General features: G+C 65.7%; 13 protein-coding genes. 9 read left to right on the forward strand and 4 right to left on the reverse strand.

All coding sequences use genetic code 11. The features are described 5' to 3' along the window. Positions 1-32 precede the first annotated feature (32 nt). Together ACW5IY_RS06530 and ACW5IY_RS06535 are read right to left on the reverse strand one after the other, a co-directional pair. Positions 33-1289: a site-specific integrase gene (locus tag ACW5IY_RS06530; protein WP_049433955.1), complete on the reverse strand. Its 1257-nt coding sequence runs from the start codon at positions 1287-1289 to the stop codon at positions 33-35. A gap of 200 nt (positions 1290-1489) precedes the next feature. After that, entirely contained in the window at positions 1490-2125 is a 636-nt protein-coding gene (locus ACW5IY_RS06535) for a GyrI-like domain-containing protein (RefSeq protein WP_049433954.1), read from the reverse strand. 351 nt (positions 2126-2476) lie between these two features. On the opposite strand from ACW5IY_RS06535, the gene cyoA reads away from it, so the two are divergent. Genes cyoA through cyoD form a run of 4 tightly spaced genes read left to right on the forward strand, consistent with a single transcriptional unit; the run spans position 2477 to position 6493 of the window. After that, positions 2477-3517, forward strand: a complete 1041-nt coding sequence (gene cyoA / locus ACW5IY_RS06540; protein ID WP_049433953.1) for a ubiquinol oxidase subunit II — start codon at positions 2477-2479, stop codon at positions 3515-3517. 2 nt (positions 3518-3519) lie between these two features. Continuing rightward, a complete protein-coding gene (gene cyoB, locus ACW5IY_RS06545; protein ID WP_049424462.1) occupies positions 3520-5517 on the forward strand; it encodes a cytochrome o ubiquinol oxidase subunit I in 1998 nt (665 codons plus the stop codon). After that, complete coding sequence (cyoC, locus tag ACW5IY_RS06550) at positions 5514-6152, forward strand: cytochrome o ubiquinol oxidase subunit III (RefSeq protein ID WP_005408583.1); 639 nt, start codon at positions 5514-5516, stop codon at positions 6150-6152. The genes cyoB and cyoC overlap by 4 nt, the downstream gene beginning before the upstream one ends. Further along, positions 6152-6493, forward strand: a complete 342-nt coding sequence (cyoD, locus tag ACW5IY_RS06555) for a cytochrome o ubiquinol oxidase subunit IV (protein WP_005408584.1) — start codon at positions 6152-6154, stop codon at positions 6491-6493. Before cyoC ends, cyoD begins: the two co-directional genes overlap by 1 nt. 136 nt (positions 6494-6629) lie before the next feature. On the opposite strand, the gene ACW5IY_RS06560 is transcribed toward cyoD, so the two are convergent. Beyond that, the gene (locus tag ACW5IY_RS06560; protein WP_049433952.1) at positions 6630-8687 is read right to left on the reverse strand and encodes a putative bifunctional diguanylate cyclase/phosphodiesterase; all 2058 of its coding nucleotides are present in this window, start codon (positions 8685-8687) and stop codon (positions 6630-6632) included. A 149-nt stretch (positions 8688-8836) separates the two neighbouring features. On the opposite strand from ACW5IY_RS06560, the gene radA reads away from it, so the two are divergent. From radA to ACW5IY_RS06580, 4 genes are all read left to right on the forward strand, one after another. After that, entirely contained in the window at positions 8837-10213 is a 1377-nt protein-coding gene (gene radA / locus ACW5IY_RS06565) for a DNA repair protein RadA (protein WP_049433951.1), read from the forward strand. A 144-nt stretch (positions 10214-10357) separates the two neighbouring features. Beyond that, positions 10358-12214 (forward strand): ATP-binding protein, encoded by a 1857-nt coding sequence (locus ACW5IY_RS06570; protein ID WP_049433950.1) that lies wholly within the window; start codon positions 10358-10360, stop codon positions 12212-12214. A 48-nt stretch (positions 12215-12262) separates the two neighbouring features. Then, positions 12263-14569, forward strand: coding sequence for a tetratricopeptide repeat protein (locus ACW5IY_RS06575; protein WP_049433949.1), 2307 nt, complete (start codon positions 12263-12265; stop codon positions 14567-14569). A 94-nt stretch (positions 14570-14663) separates the two neighbouring features. After that, positions 14664-15122 carry a YqhG/Tai3 family protein gene (locus tag ACW5IY_RS06580; RefSeq protein ID WP_049433948.1) on the forward strand — a complete coding sequence of 153 codons (459 nt, stop codon included), beginning with the start codon at positions 14664-14666 and terminating at the stop codon, positions 15120-15122. A gap of 41 nt (positions 15123-15163) precedes the next feature. Here the strand turns inward: ACW5IY_RS06580 and ACW5IY_RS06585 are convergent, their stop codons facing one another. Continuing rightward, entirely contained in the window at positions 15164-15958 is a 795-nt protein-coding gene (locus tag ACW5IY_RS06585) for a cytochrome C assembly family protein (protein WP_010483269.1), read from the reverse strand. A gap of 122 nt (positions 15959-16080) precedes the next feature. Here ACW5IY_RS06585 and ffh point away from each other — a divergent pair, with 122 nt between their 5' ends. Further along, on the forward strand, positions 16081-17457 hold the full coding sequence (ffh, locus tag ACW5IY_RS06590) for a signal recognition particle protein (RefSeq protein WP_005408591.1): 1377 nt from the start codon (positions 16081-16083) through the stop codon (positions 17455-17457). The last annotated feature ends 49 nt before the right edge of the window (positions 17458-17506 follow it).

Here is a 17506-nt window from a genome sequence, read left to right on the forward strand (position 1 = left end):
CGTTGCAAGCCATAGCACACACAAGGGCGAAGTCAACTGCCGTTTTTCTTCCTCGTCTTTTTCAAGTAGTCCCGCTGGGCTTTTTCAGCCGCTGCTTTCGTGACCTCAAAAAGCTCGCCCAAATCTTGCATGTCAGGGTTGTAGTAACGGGTCAGCATCTGGGTGGTCTTGTGCCCCGAGAGTTGCATGACTTGGTGCATGGGCAGCAAGTTGGCCAGCTCGGTGATGCGGGTGTGGCGCAGGTCGTGCAGGGTGGCGTCGGTCACCCCCGCTTGTTCGCGGGCGCGTCCCCAGGCCTGGGTGAGCGTGTCCGAGGCAATCGAGGTCTTGCCCTCGTCCAAGCTGAAGACAAAACCGGAGCTGGGGCGCACGGCGGGCGGGTTCTGGGGGGAGGGCGGGATGCGATCCTTGCGCAGCTTGGCGGCGTGGAGCTCCTTGGTCAGGGTGTCCAGCACCGCAACCGCTTCAGGAGTGAGGAAGATGGTCCGATGGATGGGCTTGCCACCCTTGGGGTTCTTGGTGTCCCGGAACGTGGCCTCGGGCCGCTGCTTGCTGTAGTCCAAATCTTCCCAGCGCAGCTTGATGGCTTCGCTGCGGCGGGCCGCGGTCCAGCGCAGGAAGGCAATGGCGCCCCGGGTGGCCGCGGACATGGGGGCAAGGGCGGTCAGTATGTCCGCCCACTCCTTATCAGTGACCACCCGCTCGCGCTCGTTCCTCACCTTGGGCTTGAGCGTGGCGTGGATGGGGTTGTCCATCTTGAAGCCCCAGCGCTTGATCGCTGCCGTGAAGACGCTGGAGAGAACGGCGAGTTGGCGAGTGATGGTGGCCGGGGCGAGGTAGTAGTCATCTTCCAACGACCGGGCCATGCCGCCGTTGGCGAGGCCGAAGTCCTGGGGCGTGAGCTTGTCCACCGGCTTGCTGAAGGTGGCGGGGAAGCGCTTGGCGAGCAGGCGCAAGAGGCGCGCATCGTTGTCCCCCGACTTCTTCTTGTCATCCTTGGCTTTGAGTGAGAGCACCTCGGCGATGTAGCGCTCGATCCAGACCCCCAGGCTCTGGCTGCTCATCAGGTTGGAGGCGGGTTGCTTCTCTTCGTGGAGCGCGGCGCGCTCTGCAGAAGCGAACGCCTCGGCCTGGGCGAGGGCCTTGGCTCGGGTCGCTTCGCTGTAAGGGAAAGTGCGGTTGATGGCGTGCAGGTTGCCCCCTGCATCCTTGCGCTTGATCTTCACTTGGAACGCCGAGCCGCGGTCGTAGACGCCCTTCGTGCGTGCAGTTTTTTTGGGGCGGGCCATTCGTTCAATCCTCGAATAGAGGGGTGGATTTTCCCAATAGTTTCCCTTCCGTGCAACAAGTCATTGTTTGTAAATGACTAAGATTATAATCGTTCGCATTCGTAATGCGTAGGTCGCAGGTTCGACTCCTGTTTCCGGCACCAGCTGCATGAAAAGCCCCGGCCTTGGCCGGGGCTTTTTGTTTGGGCGGATGTGGGAAATCATGAGCGCGAACCCCTGTCAGGTTCTAGCGCCCGTACCGGCTGCCGCAGCACGGTCTTCAACCGCGCAGCGTCGGTCCTGCGAGGGTCGCCCAGGTAGATCTCGTGATGGGGGCCGGCGAAGGTGTAGCCCAGCGAAGGCATCAGTTCGTCGTGCAGATGGGCCAGGGCCGGACCTTCGTCATCGTAGGCGCCTACATGCAGGGTCTGCAGGCAGAGGCCCTCCTCAATCACCTGATGGCGAAGACTGGCCGGAGCGTCGCCCAGTTTCTTCGCCGCCTTGGCGACGGCAGCCTCCATCTGCTCTGGACGGATCCCGTCCGGCGTACGGATCATCACCGTCCACCTCCACTCATCCTTGCGGCGTGCCACAAAGCTTGACGGATCCTCTGCGGTCCAAAGCGCTTCCAGCGGTGGCACCACGTAGTCCTGGCCCTTTGCCTTCAGCGCGAACTTCAGTGCATAGCTGACCGAGTACAGCCACTGTACCGCCTGCACATACGCGGGGGCGGTATTCGGATCCCCGTGGCCGTCGACCATCAGGTAGGGCAGGGGCGGTACGTCCACCGTTACGAACCGGCCCACCGGGGGCTGGTACAACGCGCGATCGCGCTTCTTGAAGTCGATCTTGTCCATGGGCTTCCTCCAACGCCGAGCATCCCATGCATTACCTTCGCGGGCATGCCTGAACATGTTCAGGCGACTTTGCCGAACACGGGCGGAGCAGCCGCCATCGCCCGATGCTAGGATGCCGCCCCCGGGTGTTCTGCCCGCCGCGCCTGCGCGGTGCGACAACGTGTCGCAGCCAGAAACGGGCCTTTCCTGCGCTCGATCATTGTCAATGCCTTTCTTAAATGGTGGGTGACGGCCTAAAATTGAAAGGCTGACTCGACCCCACCTCCCTACCTGTCTTCCGGACCGGTGGGACCGGCTTTGGCCGGAACAGGCAGGACGGGGAACGGCATTCCCTCGCAATTGGATCGACCGATGATTCCGTTGAAAACCCTTGGGCGCTGGTTGCGCCCGGGCCTGCTGCTGTCGTTGCTGGTGATGCTCACCGGCTGCGATGCCGTGGCCATCCTCAGTCCGAAGGGCCAGATCGGCCAGGATGAGAAGACCCTGCTGATCACGGCCACCGTGCTCATGCTGCTGGTCGTCATCCCGGTCATCATCATGACCCTGACCTTCGCGTGGAAGTATCGCGCCTCCAACACCAAGGCCCGTTACGAGCCGAAGTGGTCCCACTCGACGGCGATCGAGGTGGTGGTGTGGTCCATTCCCTGCATGATCGTGCTGGTGCTGGCGGTCCTGACCTGGCGTTCGTCGCACGCGCTGGACCCGTACAAGCCGCTGGAATCGGACGTCAAGCCGGTCACCATCGAGGCGATCTCGCTGGACTGGAAGTGGCTGTTCATCTATCCGGAAGAGAAGGTGGCGGTCGTCAACGAAATCAAGTTCCCGGTCAACACGCCGCTGAACTTCAAGATCACGTCCGATACGGTGATGAATGCCTTCTTCATCCCGCACCTGGGCAGCATGATCTACTCGATGGCTGCGATGGAGACCAAGCTCCATCTGATCGCCAACGAGACCGGTGAATTCCCGGGCATGTCCTCGCACTACAGCGGCGCGGGCTTCGCCAAGATGCACTTCACCGCCTACTCGGTCAGCGATGCCGAATACCGCCAGTGGCTGGACCAGGTCCGTGCCGGCGAGCAGACCCTGGACAAGGCCTCGTTCAAGGCGCTGGGTGAAGCACGCAACGCCGAGTGGTACCCGGTCACCTACTTCGGCAAGACCGAAGAAGGCCTGTTCGACTGGGTGATCGCCAAGCACATGGGCGACAACAAGCACTACGGCATGAAGCACTCGCACGCTGGTGCCGCCGCTGCCGATGCCGCCAGCCATGAGGCGCACGAGGGCCATGCCCCCAGTGACGCACATGATTCCAAGGAATCGGGTGAAAACCTGGATGCCAACGAACACGAACACGCGGGCCATGCCGGCCACGCGGGTTCGGGAGAATGAACATGTTGGGTAAACTCTCAATTGAGTCGATCCCCCACGATCCGATCGTGCTGACCACCCTGGTCGGCGCGGTGCTGGGTGGCCTGGGCGTCATGGCCCTGATCACCAAGTTCAAGCTGTGGGGCTATCTGTGGAAGGAGTGGTTCACCTCGGTGGATCACAAGAAGATCGGCGTGATGTACCTCATCGTCGCCTTCGTCATGCTGCTGCGCGGCTTCTCCGACGCCATCATGATGCGTACCCAGCAGGCGCTCGCCGTCGGCGGGTCCGAGGGCTACCTGCCGCCGCACCACTACGACCAGATCTTCACCGCCCACGGCGTGATCATGATCTTCTTCGTGGCGATGCCGCTGATCACCGGCCTGATGAACCTGGCCGTGCCGCTGCAGATCGGTGCGCGCGACGTCGCGTTCCCGTTCGTCAACTCGCTCAGCTTCTGGCTGTTCGTATCCGGTGCGGTACTGATCATGCTGTCGCTGTGGATCGGTGAGTTCGCCGCCACCGGCTGGCTGGCGTTCCCGCCGTTGTCGGGCATCGAATACAGTCCAAGCGTCGGCATGGACTACTACATCTGGGGTCTACAGGTCGCAGGCCTGGGTACCACGCTGAGCGGTATCAACTTCTTCATCACCATCCTGAAGATGCGTACCCCCAGCATGAAGCTGATGCAGATGCCGGTGTTCACCTGGACCGCCCTGGTGACCAACGTGCTGATCGTCGCCGCCTTCCCGGTGCTGACCATCACCCTGGTGCTGCTGACCCTGGACCGTTACCTGGGAACGCACTTCTTCACCAATGACGGTGGCGGCAACGCCATGCTGTACATCAACCTGATCTGGATCTGGGGTCACCCGGAGGTGTACATCCTGGTCCTGCCGGCGTTCGGTGTGTTCTCCGAAGTCATCGCGACCTTCTCGCGCAAGGCGCTGTTCGGCTATAAGGGCATGGTCTACGCCACCGCCTGCATCGGCGTGCTGTCGTTCATCGTGTGGCTGCACCACTTCTTCACCATGGGCTCGGGTGCCAACGTCAATGCCTTCTTCGGCATCACGACGATGATCATTTCGATCCCGACCGGCGTGAAGATCTTCAACTGGCTGTTCACCATGTTCCGCGGCCGCGTGCACTTCACCACCCCGGTGCTGTGGACCATCGGCTTCATGGTCACCTTCGTCATCGGCGGCATGACCGGTGTGATGCTGGCGATTCCGGCCATCGACTTCGTGCTGCACAACAGCCTGTTCCTGATCGCCCACTTCCACAACGTCATCATCGGCGGCGTGGTGTTCGGCATGTTCGCCGGCATCACCTACTGGTGGCCGAAGATGTTCGGCTTCCGCCTGAACGAGTTCTGGGGCAAGTGCGCGTTCTGGTGCTGGTTCATCGGCTTCTACGTGACCTTCATGCCGATGTACGTGCTGGGCTTCATGGGCATGACCCGCCGCCTGCAGAGCACGGTCAACCCGGCTTACGAGCCGCTGCTGCTGATCGCCGCCGCAGGTGCGTTCATCGTCGGTGCCGGCATCCTGTGCCAGATCATCCAGGTGGCCGTGTCGATCCGCGACCGCAAGAAGACCGTCGACCTGACCGGCGACCCGTGGGATGCCCGTACGCTGGAGTGGGAAACCTCTTCGCCGCCGGCCTTCTACAACTTCGGCACGCTGCCGGAAGTCACCGAGCTGGACGATTTCTGGGAGCGCAAGCAGCGTGGTGAAGCCTGGCCGAAGCCGGCCAAGTACACCGACATCCACATGCCGCGCAACACCGGCACGGGCGTTGTCATCGGTGCCTTCAGCCTGGTGTTCGGCTTCGCGATGATCTGGCACATCTGGTGGCTGGCCATCGTCGGCTTCGTCGGCATGATCGCCACGTTCATCTACCGCACCTTCGACCAGGACGTGGACTACTGGGTCCCGGCCGCCGAGGTGGAACGCATCGAGAACGAACACCGCAAGCACCTGGAAGCCCAGGGCCTGGTGAAGTCGGAGCTGAAGGCATGAGCACCAATACCTCGACCCTGAGCCACGGGCACGCCGCGCACGCGGCGGCCCATGGCCATGACGACCACGAGCACCACGACACCGGCGGCAACACCGTCTTCGGTTTCTGGGTGTACCTGATGAGCGACTGCCTCATCTTCGCCTCGCTGTTCGCCACCTATGTGGTGCTGGCAGGCGGTACCGATGGTGGCCCGACCGCGAAGGACCTGTTCGAACTGCCGTTCGTTGCATGGGAAACCGCGCTGCTGCTGACCTCCTCGCTGACCTTCGGCCTGGGCATGATTGCCATGCACCGCAAGCAGATGGGCCAGATGTACCTGTGGCTGGGCATCACCTGGCTGCTGGGCTTCGGCTTCATGTGCATGGAAGTGTGGGAGTTCCAGCATCTGATCCACCAGGGCTACGGTCCGGACCGCAGTGCCTTCCTGTCGGCGTTCTTCGCACTGGTCGGTACCCACGGCCTGCACGTCAGCGCCGGCCTGCTGTGGCTGCTGGTGATGTTCGTGCAGCTGAAGAAGTACGGCCTGACCCCGACCAACAAGACCCGCATGGCGTGCCTGAGCCTGTTCTGGCACTTCCTGGACCTGATCTGGATCGGCGTGTTCTCCGTCGTCTACCTCAATGGAGCCCTGTAATGGCACATGACAACCATGCACACGACCACGGCACCGGCGGCGAAAGCCATGGCACCGTGAAGTCGTACCTGATCGGCTTCGTGCTGGCGGTGGTGCTGACCGTCATCCCGTTCTGGATGGTGATGTCGGGTGATTTCTCGCGCACCGTCAACGGTGTGGTGATCGCGATCACCGCGGTGCTGCAGATGCTGGTCCACCTGGTGTTCTTCCTGCACCTGGACCGCTCTTCGGAAAGCCGCTGGAACGTCAACGCTGCGGCCTTCACCGTGGTGGTGATCGGCATCATCGTGGTCGGCACCCTGTGGGTCATGCACAACATGAACGTGCACATGATGCACTGACGTCCTCGCGACGTTGCCACGCAGAAAGGCCGCCCTCGGGCGGCCTTTCTGTTTGCCGTGGGGGGCGGCGAGGAACATCCACGCACGGCGTGGATCTACTGATGAGGTGGGTGCGGAGCTTGCTCCGCACATCGGCTCAGCCCACCCGGCGCAGAAATTCCTCGGCGTCCATCGGTCGGCCCAGGTGGTAGCCCTGCAACTGGTCGCAGCCCAGTTCGCTCAGGTACTCGCGCTGCGCCTGCGTCTCCACGCCTTCGGCCACCACCTGCAGCTGCAGGGTGCGTCCCAGCGCGATGATCGACGAGACGATGGCGGCATCCTCTTCATTGCATTCCAGGTCATGCACGAACGCGCGGTCGATCTTCAGTTCGGTGGCCGGCATGCGTTTCAGGTACAGCAGGCTGGAATAGCCCGTGCCGAAGTCGTCGATGGCAATGTGCACGCCCATCGCGGTCAGATCGTTGAGAATCGCCAGGCTGGCGTCGACGTCCTTCATCGCCGTGGTCTCGGTGATCTCCAGGGTCAGCCGCGCCGGCTCGATGCGGTGCCGTTCGAGCACCTCGCGCACGCTGTCCAGAAGGGCCGGGGAGGAGAACTGCAGGGGCGACAGGTTCACTGCCATCGACCATTCGGCATGTCCGGCATCGTGCCACGCACGCAGCTGTGCGCAGGCGCGGTCCAGTACCCAGTCGCCGATCGGCAGGATCAGGCCGCTGCGTTCGGCAATGGGAATGAACACGTCCGGCGCCAGCAGGCCCAGCTCCGGATGCTGCCAGCGCAGCAGCGCCTCGGCGCCGGTGGCTGGCGCGCCCGCGGCCGGGAACTTGGGCTGGTAATGCAGGACCAGTTCATTGCGCATCACGGCCTTGCGCAGGTCCTGCAGCAGGCGCAGCTGACGGTTGGCGCTGAGCTGCATCGATGGGGTGAAGAACGTATAGCCGTTCCGCCCGGTTTCCTTGGTGTGGTACATCGCAGCGTCGGCGTGGGCCATCAGCTCGCGCTCATTGCCGGCGTCATCCGGGTACAGGGCAATGCCCAGGCTGGCGCTGACCTGCAGCTCGGCTGCATCCAGCAGGAACGGTTCGCCCGCCGCCGCGATGATCCGCTCGGCGACCACCACCGCATCGTCGGGAATGTCGATGGCCAGCACGATCACGAACTCGTCGCCGCCAAGGCGGGCGAAGGTGTCCTGCGGCCGCAGCAGGCTGCCGATGCGCTGCGCCACCGCCACCAGCAGGCGATCACCCAATTGGTGTCCGTAGGCATCATTGACCGCCTTGAAGCCGTCCAGGTCGCAGAACATCACCGCCACCGCATGGTTGCGGCGCCGCGCCTTCTCGATGGCCTGCTCGATGCGGTCCTGCAGCAGCATGCGGTTGGGCAGCTGGGTCAGCGGGTCATGCAGCGCAGCCTGGATCAGCTTGTCGTTGGCATGCGCCAGTGAATCGGCCAGCAGGCCGGTGCGCACGCGCATCTGCCGGTCGAACAGCGAGGCGACCAAGGCGATACCCAGAGTGGCCACGGTGGTGACGATCACCAGCACCGCCAGCCAGCGCGTGTCGATGCCACCGCTGCCGACCGCGCCGCAGATGCTGCCCTCCGGGAAGCGCGCCGCGGCCATGCCGGTGTAGTGCATGCCGACGATGGCCAGGCCCATCACCAGCGACGCCAGTGCGCGCAGGCGCATGGTGTTGCGCTGCTCGGTACGCAGGCGGAAGGCGATCCACAGCGCGGCACCGGCGGCGCCGATGGCCACCGCAATGGAGGCGGCGAACCAGCCCGGGTGATAGTCGATACCCGGCTGCATGCGCATCGCGGCCATGCCGAGGTAGTGCATGGTGGCGATGCCCAGCCCCATCAGCACGGCGCCGGCCAGCAACCGCCGCCACGGCAGGCTGGGGCGCGAGACCAGCCACAGCGCGTAGGCCGAGGCGCCGATCGAGACCGCCAGCGAGTACAGGGTGATGCCAAGGTCGTAACCCACCGGGATCGGCAGGTCGAAGGCAAGCATGCCGATGAAGTGCATCGACCAGATGCCCAGGCCCATGGCCGCCGCGCCACCCGCCAGCCACCAGCGGGCCACGCGGCCCTCGGCCGTGGCCAGCCGCCCGGCCATGTCCAGCGCCGTGTACGAAGCAAGAATGGCCACCAGCAGGGAGATGATGACCAGGCTCTGACTGTAACTGCCAGTCATGTTGAATCCAGTGGGGGAGGAAGGGGCGCCCGCAAGGCGCACGCCCGCGACCCCTATCGGCGCGGGTGGGCAGGACTTGAGCGGTCGCAGCACCTGCGACCCGGCTCGGCTATCCTGCCACGCCTGTTCCCGTTGCTGGAAATCATCCGATGGCAAAAGCCCGCACCGCCTACGTCTGCAATGAATGCGGCGCCGAATTCAGCAAGTGGCAGGGCCAGTGCACCGAGTGCAACGCCTGGAACTCGTTGTCGGAAATCGTGCTGGAAAGTGCGGCGGCCGCCAAGGCGCCGGCCTCGCGCCGGGCGGGCTGGGCCGGCAAGATTGATCCGCCGAAGGTCACCGCCCTGAAGGACGTGGAGCAGACCGAGCACCGGCGGGTCACGACCGGCATCGGCGAGTTCGACCGCGTGTTGGGCGGTGGGCTGGTCGAAGGCGCGGTGGTGCTGGTGGGCGGCGACCCGGGCATCGGCAAGTCGACGCTGCTGCTGCAGGCGGTGGCGAAGATGGCGGCCGAACTGCCGGTGCTCTACGTCACCGGTGAAGAATCGCTGGCGCAGGTGGCCGGTCGCGCGCACCGCCTGGAGCTGCCGCTGGACGGGGTCAATGCACTGGCCGAGACCGGGGTCGAGTCGATCCTGCAGCACGCGTCCAAGGCCGGCCCGCGGCTGATCGTGGCTGACTCCGTGCAGACCCTGTGGACCGAGAGTTTGACCGCTGCGCCGGGTTCGGTCAGCCAGGTGCGCGAGAGCGCGGCGCGGCTGGTGCGTTTCGCCAAGGAGACCGGCACCGCCGTGTTCCTGGTCGGTCACGTGACCAAGGAGGGCGGCATCGCCGGCCCGCGCGTGCTCGAGCACATGGTCGATGCGGTACTGTATTTCGAAGGCGAGAGCGGCAGCCGCTTCCGCCTGCTGCGCGCCTTCAAGAACCGCTTCGGTGCGGTCAACGAGCTGGGCGTGTTCGCGATGGGCGACAAGGGCCTGAAGGAAGTCTCCAATCCGTCGGCGATCTTCCTGTCCGGTAGCAGCACCCATCAACCGGGCAGCTGTGTGATGGTCACCCGCGAGGGCACCCGGCCGCTGCTGGTGGAGGTGCAGGCGCTGGTCGATGCGTCGCCGCTGTCGAACCCGCGTCGTGTCGCGGTCGGCCTGGAGCAGAACCGCCTGGCGATGCTGCTGGCCGTGCTGCATCGCCACGGCGGTGTGCTGGTCGGCGATCAGGACGTGTTCGTCAACGTGGTCGGTGGCATCCGCGTGCAGGAGACCGCGGCCGACCTGCCGGTACTGCTGGCCGTACTGTCCTCGTTGCAGGACCGCCCGCTGGCGGAGAAGACGATTGCTTTCGGCGAAGTCGGCCTGTCCGGCGAGATCCGCCCGGTGCCCAATGGCGAAGACCGCCTGCGCGAGGCGGCCACCCACGGCTTCAAGCGTGCCATCGTGCCCAAGGCCAACGCGCCGAAGGGCGGTTCGGTGAAAGGCATGGAAGTGATCGCGGTGGAGCGCCTGTCCGAGGCCATCGACGCGGCGTGATCGCGCCGGGCATGCCCCGGCTTCACCACCGCACGCGCGGAATACGGCAGCCGACACGGCAACGGTCAGCCTGCCTGTGCTAGTTTTTCCCGCTCGACGAAGACGCCCTCTGGCGTCTTTCCGTGCCCAGGAGTAAACGATTACATGCAGGACACCGCGCTCACCGCCCCCAACGCCGAAATCCGTCGCGCCGGGGTCGATCTCAATGGACTGATGACGGTGCTGGGCAAGCACCTGTATTCCACCCCGGTGGTGGCGCTGCGTGAGCTGGTGCAGAACGCGCACGATTCGATCATCCGTCGCCGCATCGAACAGCCCGACATCGAAGTGCCTTCGCGCATTTCGGTGCAGGTCGATGCCGCCGCTGGCGTGCTGCGCATCACCGACACCGGTGCCGGGCTGACCCGCCAGGAAATCCACGACTACCTGGCCACTGTCGGCGTCGGCTATACCCGCGGCCTGCGCCAGGGCGGCGAGGATGACGAAGGCCTGATCGGCATGTTCGGCCTCGGGTTCCTGTCCGCCTTCGTGCTGGCGCGCCGGGTCAGCGTGCGTACCACCTCGTACCAGACGCCGGAACTGGGGCACCTGTATGTGTCCAGCAACGCCGAGCAGTACACCGTCAGTGAAGTGCCGGCACGCGCGGTCGGTACCGAGGTGGAACTGGAGCTGCATCCGGACTTCCTGCCGCTGGCCAACGAGGCGCGCCTGCACGAGGTGCTGGGCCGCTACTGCGCGCTGCTGTCCGAACCGATCTTCATCGGTGGCGCGGCCGAGGCGCTCAATCCCGAGCCGCCGCCGTGGCGTAGCCAAGGCGAGGTTGCCCTGCATCCGGTGCAGGCGCGACGCCAGGCGCTGCAGTTCGCCGCGCGCTTCGAGCATGATTTCGAACCGATTGTGACCGTGCCGCTGCGTGCCGATGGCAACAGCGATGCCACCGGCCTGCTGTGGGTGCAGGACGGCGCTACCTACGGCACCAGCGACAACCGCAACCTGTCGGTGTTCGTGCGCGGCATGCTGCTGGACGACGACGCCCGCGACCTGCTGCCGCCCTGGGCGGGGTTCATTGGCGGGGTGATCGAATCCTCGCGGCTGACGCCTACCGCCAGCCGCGAAGACCTGCAGCGCGACGACCAGTACCGCGCCGTGCAGCATGCACTGCTGGAAGCGCTGATCGACGGCCTGGCCGACGTCGCGCGGCAGCAGCCGGAGGCCTGGCGACGCGTTCTCACGCGCCACAATGAGGCCCTGCTGGGCGCAGCGCTGTGCGATGACCGCCTGTTCGACCTGCTGCTGGAACACGTGCGCGTGCCGACTTCGCAGGGCGACCTGCCAGCCAGTGCGTTGCCGGCACGCGGTGCGGTGCACGTGATCCTCGACAATGGCGGCGGCTTCGAGGAAATGCTGTTCCGTGCGATGGGCGTGCCGGTGGCGCACGGCCATCGCTATGCGGTGGTGCCATTCCTGCGGCGCTGGGCCCAGGCCAAGGGCCTGCGCCTGGTCGAGCTCGGCACAGAGCAGGGCAACCGCGCGCTGTTCCGCACTGACGACAGCCTCGACGAGGCGCAGCTGGCATGGCTGCGTGAGCAGCTGGGCGATGGTGAACAGCTGCTGCCGGCACGCTTCAGTCCGGAGGCATTGCCGGTGGTGGTGGTGCCCGATCGCGAGGCCGAACTGAAGCAGCGCCTGGAAGACGATGAGAACGACAAGCGCGTCTCGATGGCGGCGCTGCGCCTGGCCCGGCAGTTCACCGCGCGCATCGAGGCGCGTGCGCCGTCGCGGCTGTACCTCAACCTCGACAATCCCGCCGTGCAGGCGCTGTTGCGCGCCCAACGCGACGGGCATCCGCAGGCCGAAGCTGCGGCACGCCTGCTGCGCTCGCTGAAGATCATCGTTGCCGCGCAGGGCCGTCCGCTGGCACGGGCGACGACCACTGTGGGCCCTGACCTCAACGGCGCCTTCACCGATATCGCCGGTGCCCTGCAGCAGATGCTGCGCTGAGCACCGCATCCTCTCATCCAGCCTTCGCTAGACAGGAGCACTTACCCCATGGACATCTGGAACTGGGTCGAAAAACTGCAGGGCGACCTGCGCCAGGCCGGCCAGGCGCAGAACGCGCACCTGCTGAACCGCCTCGCCGACGAAGTGAGCGAACTGCGTGTCGACCGCGTCGACGCGCTGCTGCCTGAAGCGCGTGCGCTGGGCAAGGCGCTGGACAACCCGTGGGTCGACGTCTACGTCGGCCACTGGGCGCTGCGCAACCGCGTCGGCAACCGCGTTGAAGGCGAGAGTGCGCTGGGCGAAGCGGTAGCGCTGTTCGAACGCGCGCATCGTGAGGACACGCTGGAGTGCCCGCAGTCGATCTGCGTGACCCAGGATCTGGCTGCCTGCTACGGCAACATCGATGGCCCGGGCTGGGTTCCCGAACGTGTCGAGGTGTGCGATGAAACGCTTGCACGCATCGATCCAAGCTGGGCCTGCTTCCAGTGCCTGAGCTGCGAAAAGGCCGATGCGCTGCTGGATGATGGCCGCGGTCAGGATGCGCTGGATTACCTGCAGGTGCAGTCGGATGCGATCGAGGCCTGCGGCAAGGAAGTGTTCGACAGCTTCCCGGAAATGCAGATCAAGATCCTGCTGGGCATGGGCCGCGCCGAAGAAGCGCTGTTGCTGATCGAGAAGCGCGAGGCCGAAGTGGCCGCGTCCGGCGAGTACGAGCCGGCCAACTGCACGGTGCCGCGCCGCCTGTCCAAGGCATGGGCGCTGGCCCAGCTGGGCCGCGACGAAGAAGCCGTGCAGCAGCTGGTGCCGTGGAGCGAACTGACGCCTACCTACTGGCGACTGTGGGCGAACACGGCCGCAGCGCTGTGCCGGCGCGATCCTGCACGCAATACCTGGGATCTGGGCACGCGCTTCAACACCATCATCGAACACTTTGCCGAGGTTGGCTCGCACCGCCTGCTGATCGAAGTCGCTGCGCTGAGCCTTGAACTGGCGCTGCAGCGAGGTGCACGTTGGGTGGCGCTGCGCCAGCTGGAACTGGCGCGTACCCATCTGGCGCAGCTGCGCCAGGACCGTGGTGCGGCAGCATTGGTGGCCGACCTGGCCGCGCGTATCGATGCATTGCCGGACGTTGCGCCGCTGCCGGTGCCGGCCAGCGAACTGCTGGCCTGGCTGCACGAGCAGGGGGAGCAGAACCAGTCGCGCGATCCGGAGCGTGAGGCGCAGTGGCTGTTGCAGGCACAGGCGCAGCTGCCCGATGACGAGGCGCTGGCCGAGATGGCCGCCTCCGCGTTGAGCGCCTGTGGTGCGCAGGCGGAAGCGCGCGCCTTGCTGTGGCGATTCGTGCGCGCGCACACGCAGGAGGATGGTCCGGCCGCCTATACGCTGATGCGTTGGCTGACCGAGCAGGGCGACGACGACGGCCTGCGCCTGCTGGCGGATACCTATCGCGGCAGCGTGCCGGTGTTCGCGCACTGGTGCGAGGTGCAGCGTGCCCGTCGCGTGTCCGACTGGCCGGCGCTGGAGCAGGCCGCGCAGGCGCTGCTGGCCGCATCGCCGGGTTCGCACGGTGCACGTGGCACGCTGGCGCGGATGTACATGGAAACCGGCCGCTTCAGCGAGGCCCAGGCCTGCTTTGCACAGCTGGTGGAGCTGCTGGAAGAGCCCAACACCGCGCATTGGGACCACATGAGCGCAGCCAGCGCGGCGCGCGACTGGGACGCGGTGCGCCGCTCGGCCGCAGCGATCGGCATGGAGCTGTCCAGCCAGGATGGCGTGGTCGAGGAGCCGTGGGGCTGGGTGATCATCCGCAGCGAGGAGAACGGCGAGCCGATGGAATACTACGCACGCCGCAGCGGGCCGGTGACCGCACGCATCGTCGAGAACGCGCCGGCCAACCGCGCGCAGCAGGTGGGCGACTGGGTGGTGTTCGATGCCGCGCTGGTACATCCGGCACCGGAGGAGGAGGAAGCGCGCGAGCATTTCATCCCGACCTATGCGCAGGTGCACGTGCTGGAACGCGGTGGTTTCGCCCGCAGCTGGCTGATCGACGGCGCTCACCCCGGCGAGGAGGCGTGGAATGCCTTCGTTGAAGCTGCCGAGGCGCAGGGCTGGCAGGTGTGGTCGCACAGCCGTGCGGACTACACCGTGACCGATCCGGATATGGAGGAGGGCACGCTGCCGGGCCTGCTGTTCACGGTCGCCCAGCCGCAGGATCATGCGCCGTTGGCGCTGCACCGTTTCCTGCAGCAGGAGACCGCGAAATGGCCGCACCCGCATTGCTGGCTGCGGCTGGCCGAGGCCTGTGACCAGGACCGCCAGCCGCATCTGGACGTGATCGAGCGCTACGGGTTGTAAGTAGAGCCGAGCCTGCGCTCGGCTTATGCTGGAACGCAGCCGAGCATGGGCTCGGCTCTACAACAGATCGCCATCACGACCAAAGGGATTGGACATGCGAAAGACAGGGATGTTGATGATTGCCGGCCTGCTGCTGGCGCCAGCGGCACAGGCCGCGCCCGCCTGCCAGGAACCAGTGGTTGTGGCCCGCGCGTTCTACGAGGCGACGACGGGCGATGGCGACCTGCTGGAGCCGCCGCCCGCGCTGGTCAGCCCGGCCTTCGGCAAGGCACTGCGTGGCGAGCGCGCCTGCCAGCAGCGCGAAGAGGGCATCTGCACGATCGATTCCGATCCGTGGCTGGATGCGCAGGACGGCGACATCGAAACCCCCGTGCGCTACAGCTGGAAGGAGGCGTCGGCCACCGCCGGCCAGGTCGAGATGCGCTATTCGGTATGGAAGAAGGCCTACGTGACCCGCCTTCCGATGGTGCGCCAGGGGCAGGGCTGCTGGCAGGTCGATGACATCCTCACCAACAGCGGCCGCTCGGTGCGGAAGATCCTGGCCCAGCCTTGACGGTAGCGCCGGTGGGGGCCGACCGTTGGTCGGCACACCGCCTATCGCGAATGCCCGAACACCAGTTCGATCACGAACTGGCTGCCGAAGAACGCCAGCAGCAGCAACAGCATCGCCGCCAGCGTCCAGTGCACCGCCTTCATGCCGCGCCAGCCATAGCGGCGGCGGCCGATCAGTAGCACGCCGAACACGATCCACGACAGCACGCTCAGCACGGTCTTGTGCACCAGCTTCTGTGCCAGCAGGTCGTCGACGAACAGCACACCAGTGACCAGGGTCAGGGTCAGCAGCGCGAAGCCGACGGTGATGACCCGGAACAACAGCGATTCCAGGTCGGCCAGCGGCGGCAGCGCCCGCAGCCACGGGCGGAACTCGCGGCGGCGCAGTGCGCGCTCCTGCAGCCACAGCATGATCGCCAGCAGCGCGGCGATGCTCAGCGTGGCGTAGGCCAGCAGCGCCAGCCAGGCGTGGCTGGCCAGGCGCCAGCCCAGCACCTTGCTCGGTTCGTGGCCGTAGCCGTGGTAGGCCAGCAGCAGTACCGCGGCCAGCGGGAACACCACCACGCCCAGTGCCGACATCCGCCCGCGCGCGCCGACCAGCGAGGTCAGCCAGGCCATGCCCAGGCCGACCAGCGACAGCGCGGCGAAGAAGTGCATGTCCGGCCCACCGTTGGTACGCATCGCCACCATCACGTGGTAGCCGCCATGCAGCAGCATCGCCGGCAGGGCGGGCCACAGCCAGGTGGGGGAGCCGGTGCTTTCATCGCGGCCAAGCGCGCGCACCAGCAGGGCACTGGCTGCCAGGTAGAGCAGGACCGCGATGAGAACGATTGTCATCGTTGCAGTTTCGCATACCCCTGCGGCGGTGGCGACGGCCCCGTGGTCGCAGCCCGGGGAGACAGCCGGACCCGTTATACTCTCTGCCTTATTGTCCCCCGCTTTCAGACAGGTTGCGTCGCATGTTCGAGTCCCTGACCCAGCGCCTTTCCGGCACCATCGAGCGCCTGCGTGGCCGTGGCCGCCTGACCGAGGAGAACATCCGCGAGGCGACCCGCGAGGTCCGCATCGCGCTGCTCGAAGCCGACGTGGCGCTGCCGGTGGTGCAGGCCCTGATCGAGCGCATCAAGGTGCGCGCGGTCGGCCAGGAAGTACTGAAGTCGCTGACCCCGGGCCAGGCCCTGATCAAGGTCGTGCGCGACGAGCTGACCGCGGTGATGGGCGCCGAAGCCAGCGACCTGAACCTCAACGTTCCGGCCCCGGCCATTATCCTGATGGCAGGCCTGCAGGGTGCCGGCAAGACCACCACGGTGGGCAAGCTGGCCAAGCACCTGAAGGAAAAGCGCAAGAAGAAGGTGATGGTGGTCTCGGCCGACGTCTACCGTCCGGCCGCGATTGAGCAGCTGAAGACCCTGGCCGAGCAGGTGGGCGTGCTGTTCTTCCCGTCCAGCGCCGACCAGAAGCCGGAAGCCATCGTGCGCGCCGCCATCGACGATGCACGCAAGTCGTTCGTCGACGTGCTGCTGGTCGATACCGCCGGCCGCCTGGCCATCGACGAAGCGATGATGGCCGAGATCAAGGCCCTGCACGCGGCGGTGAACCCGGCCGAGACCCTGTTCGTGGTCGACGCCATGACCGGCCAGGACGCGGCCAACACCGCCAAGGCCTTCGGCGACGCCCTGCCGCTGACCGGCGTGGTGCTGACCAAGACCGACGGCGACGCCCGCGGCGGTGCCGCGCTGAGCGTGCGCTACATCACCGGCAAGCCGATCAAGTTCGTCGGTGTCAGCGAAAAGCCGGAAGGCCTGGACGTGTTCCACCCGGACCGCATTGCCAGCCGCATCCTCGACATGGGCGACGTGCTGTCGCTGGTCGAGCAGGTCGAGCAGCAGGTCGACAAGGACAAGGCCGCCAAGCTGGCCGAGAAGGTCGCCAAGGGCAAGAAGTTCGACCTGAACGACATGCGTGACCAGCTGGAGCAGATGCAGAACATGGGCGGCATCGGCGGCCTGATGGACAAGCTGCCGGGCCTGGGCAACATTCCCGACCATCTGAAGCAGCAGGTCAGCCAGGGCAAGGAAGTGCCGCGCATGATCGCCATCATCAGCTCGATGACCAAGAAGGAACGGCGCAATCCGAACCTGCTCAATGGCTCGCGCCGCGCGCGCATCGCCAAGGGCTCGGGCGTGACCCCGGCCGACGTCAACAAGCTGATGAAGCAGTACATGCAGATGGAAAAGATGATGAGCAAGATGGCTGGCGGCGGCATGAAGGGCATGCTGCGCAGCATGAAGGGCATGATGGGTGCCATGGGCGGCCGCGGCATGCCGTTCCGTTGATGCAGCGACGGGGCCGGCGCGAATCGCGATCCGGCCCCGGTCACAATGA

The organism is Stenotrophomonas sp. C-A (assembly GCF_054030835.1).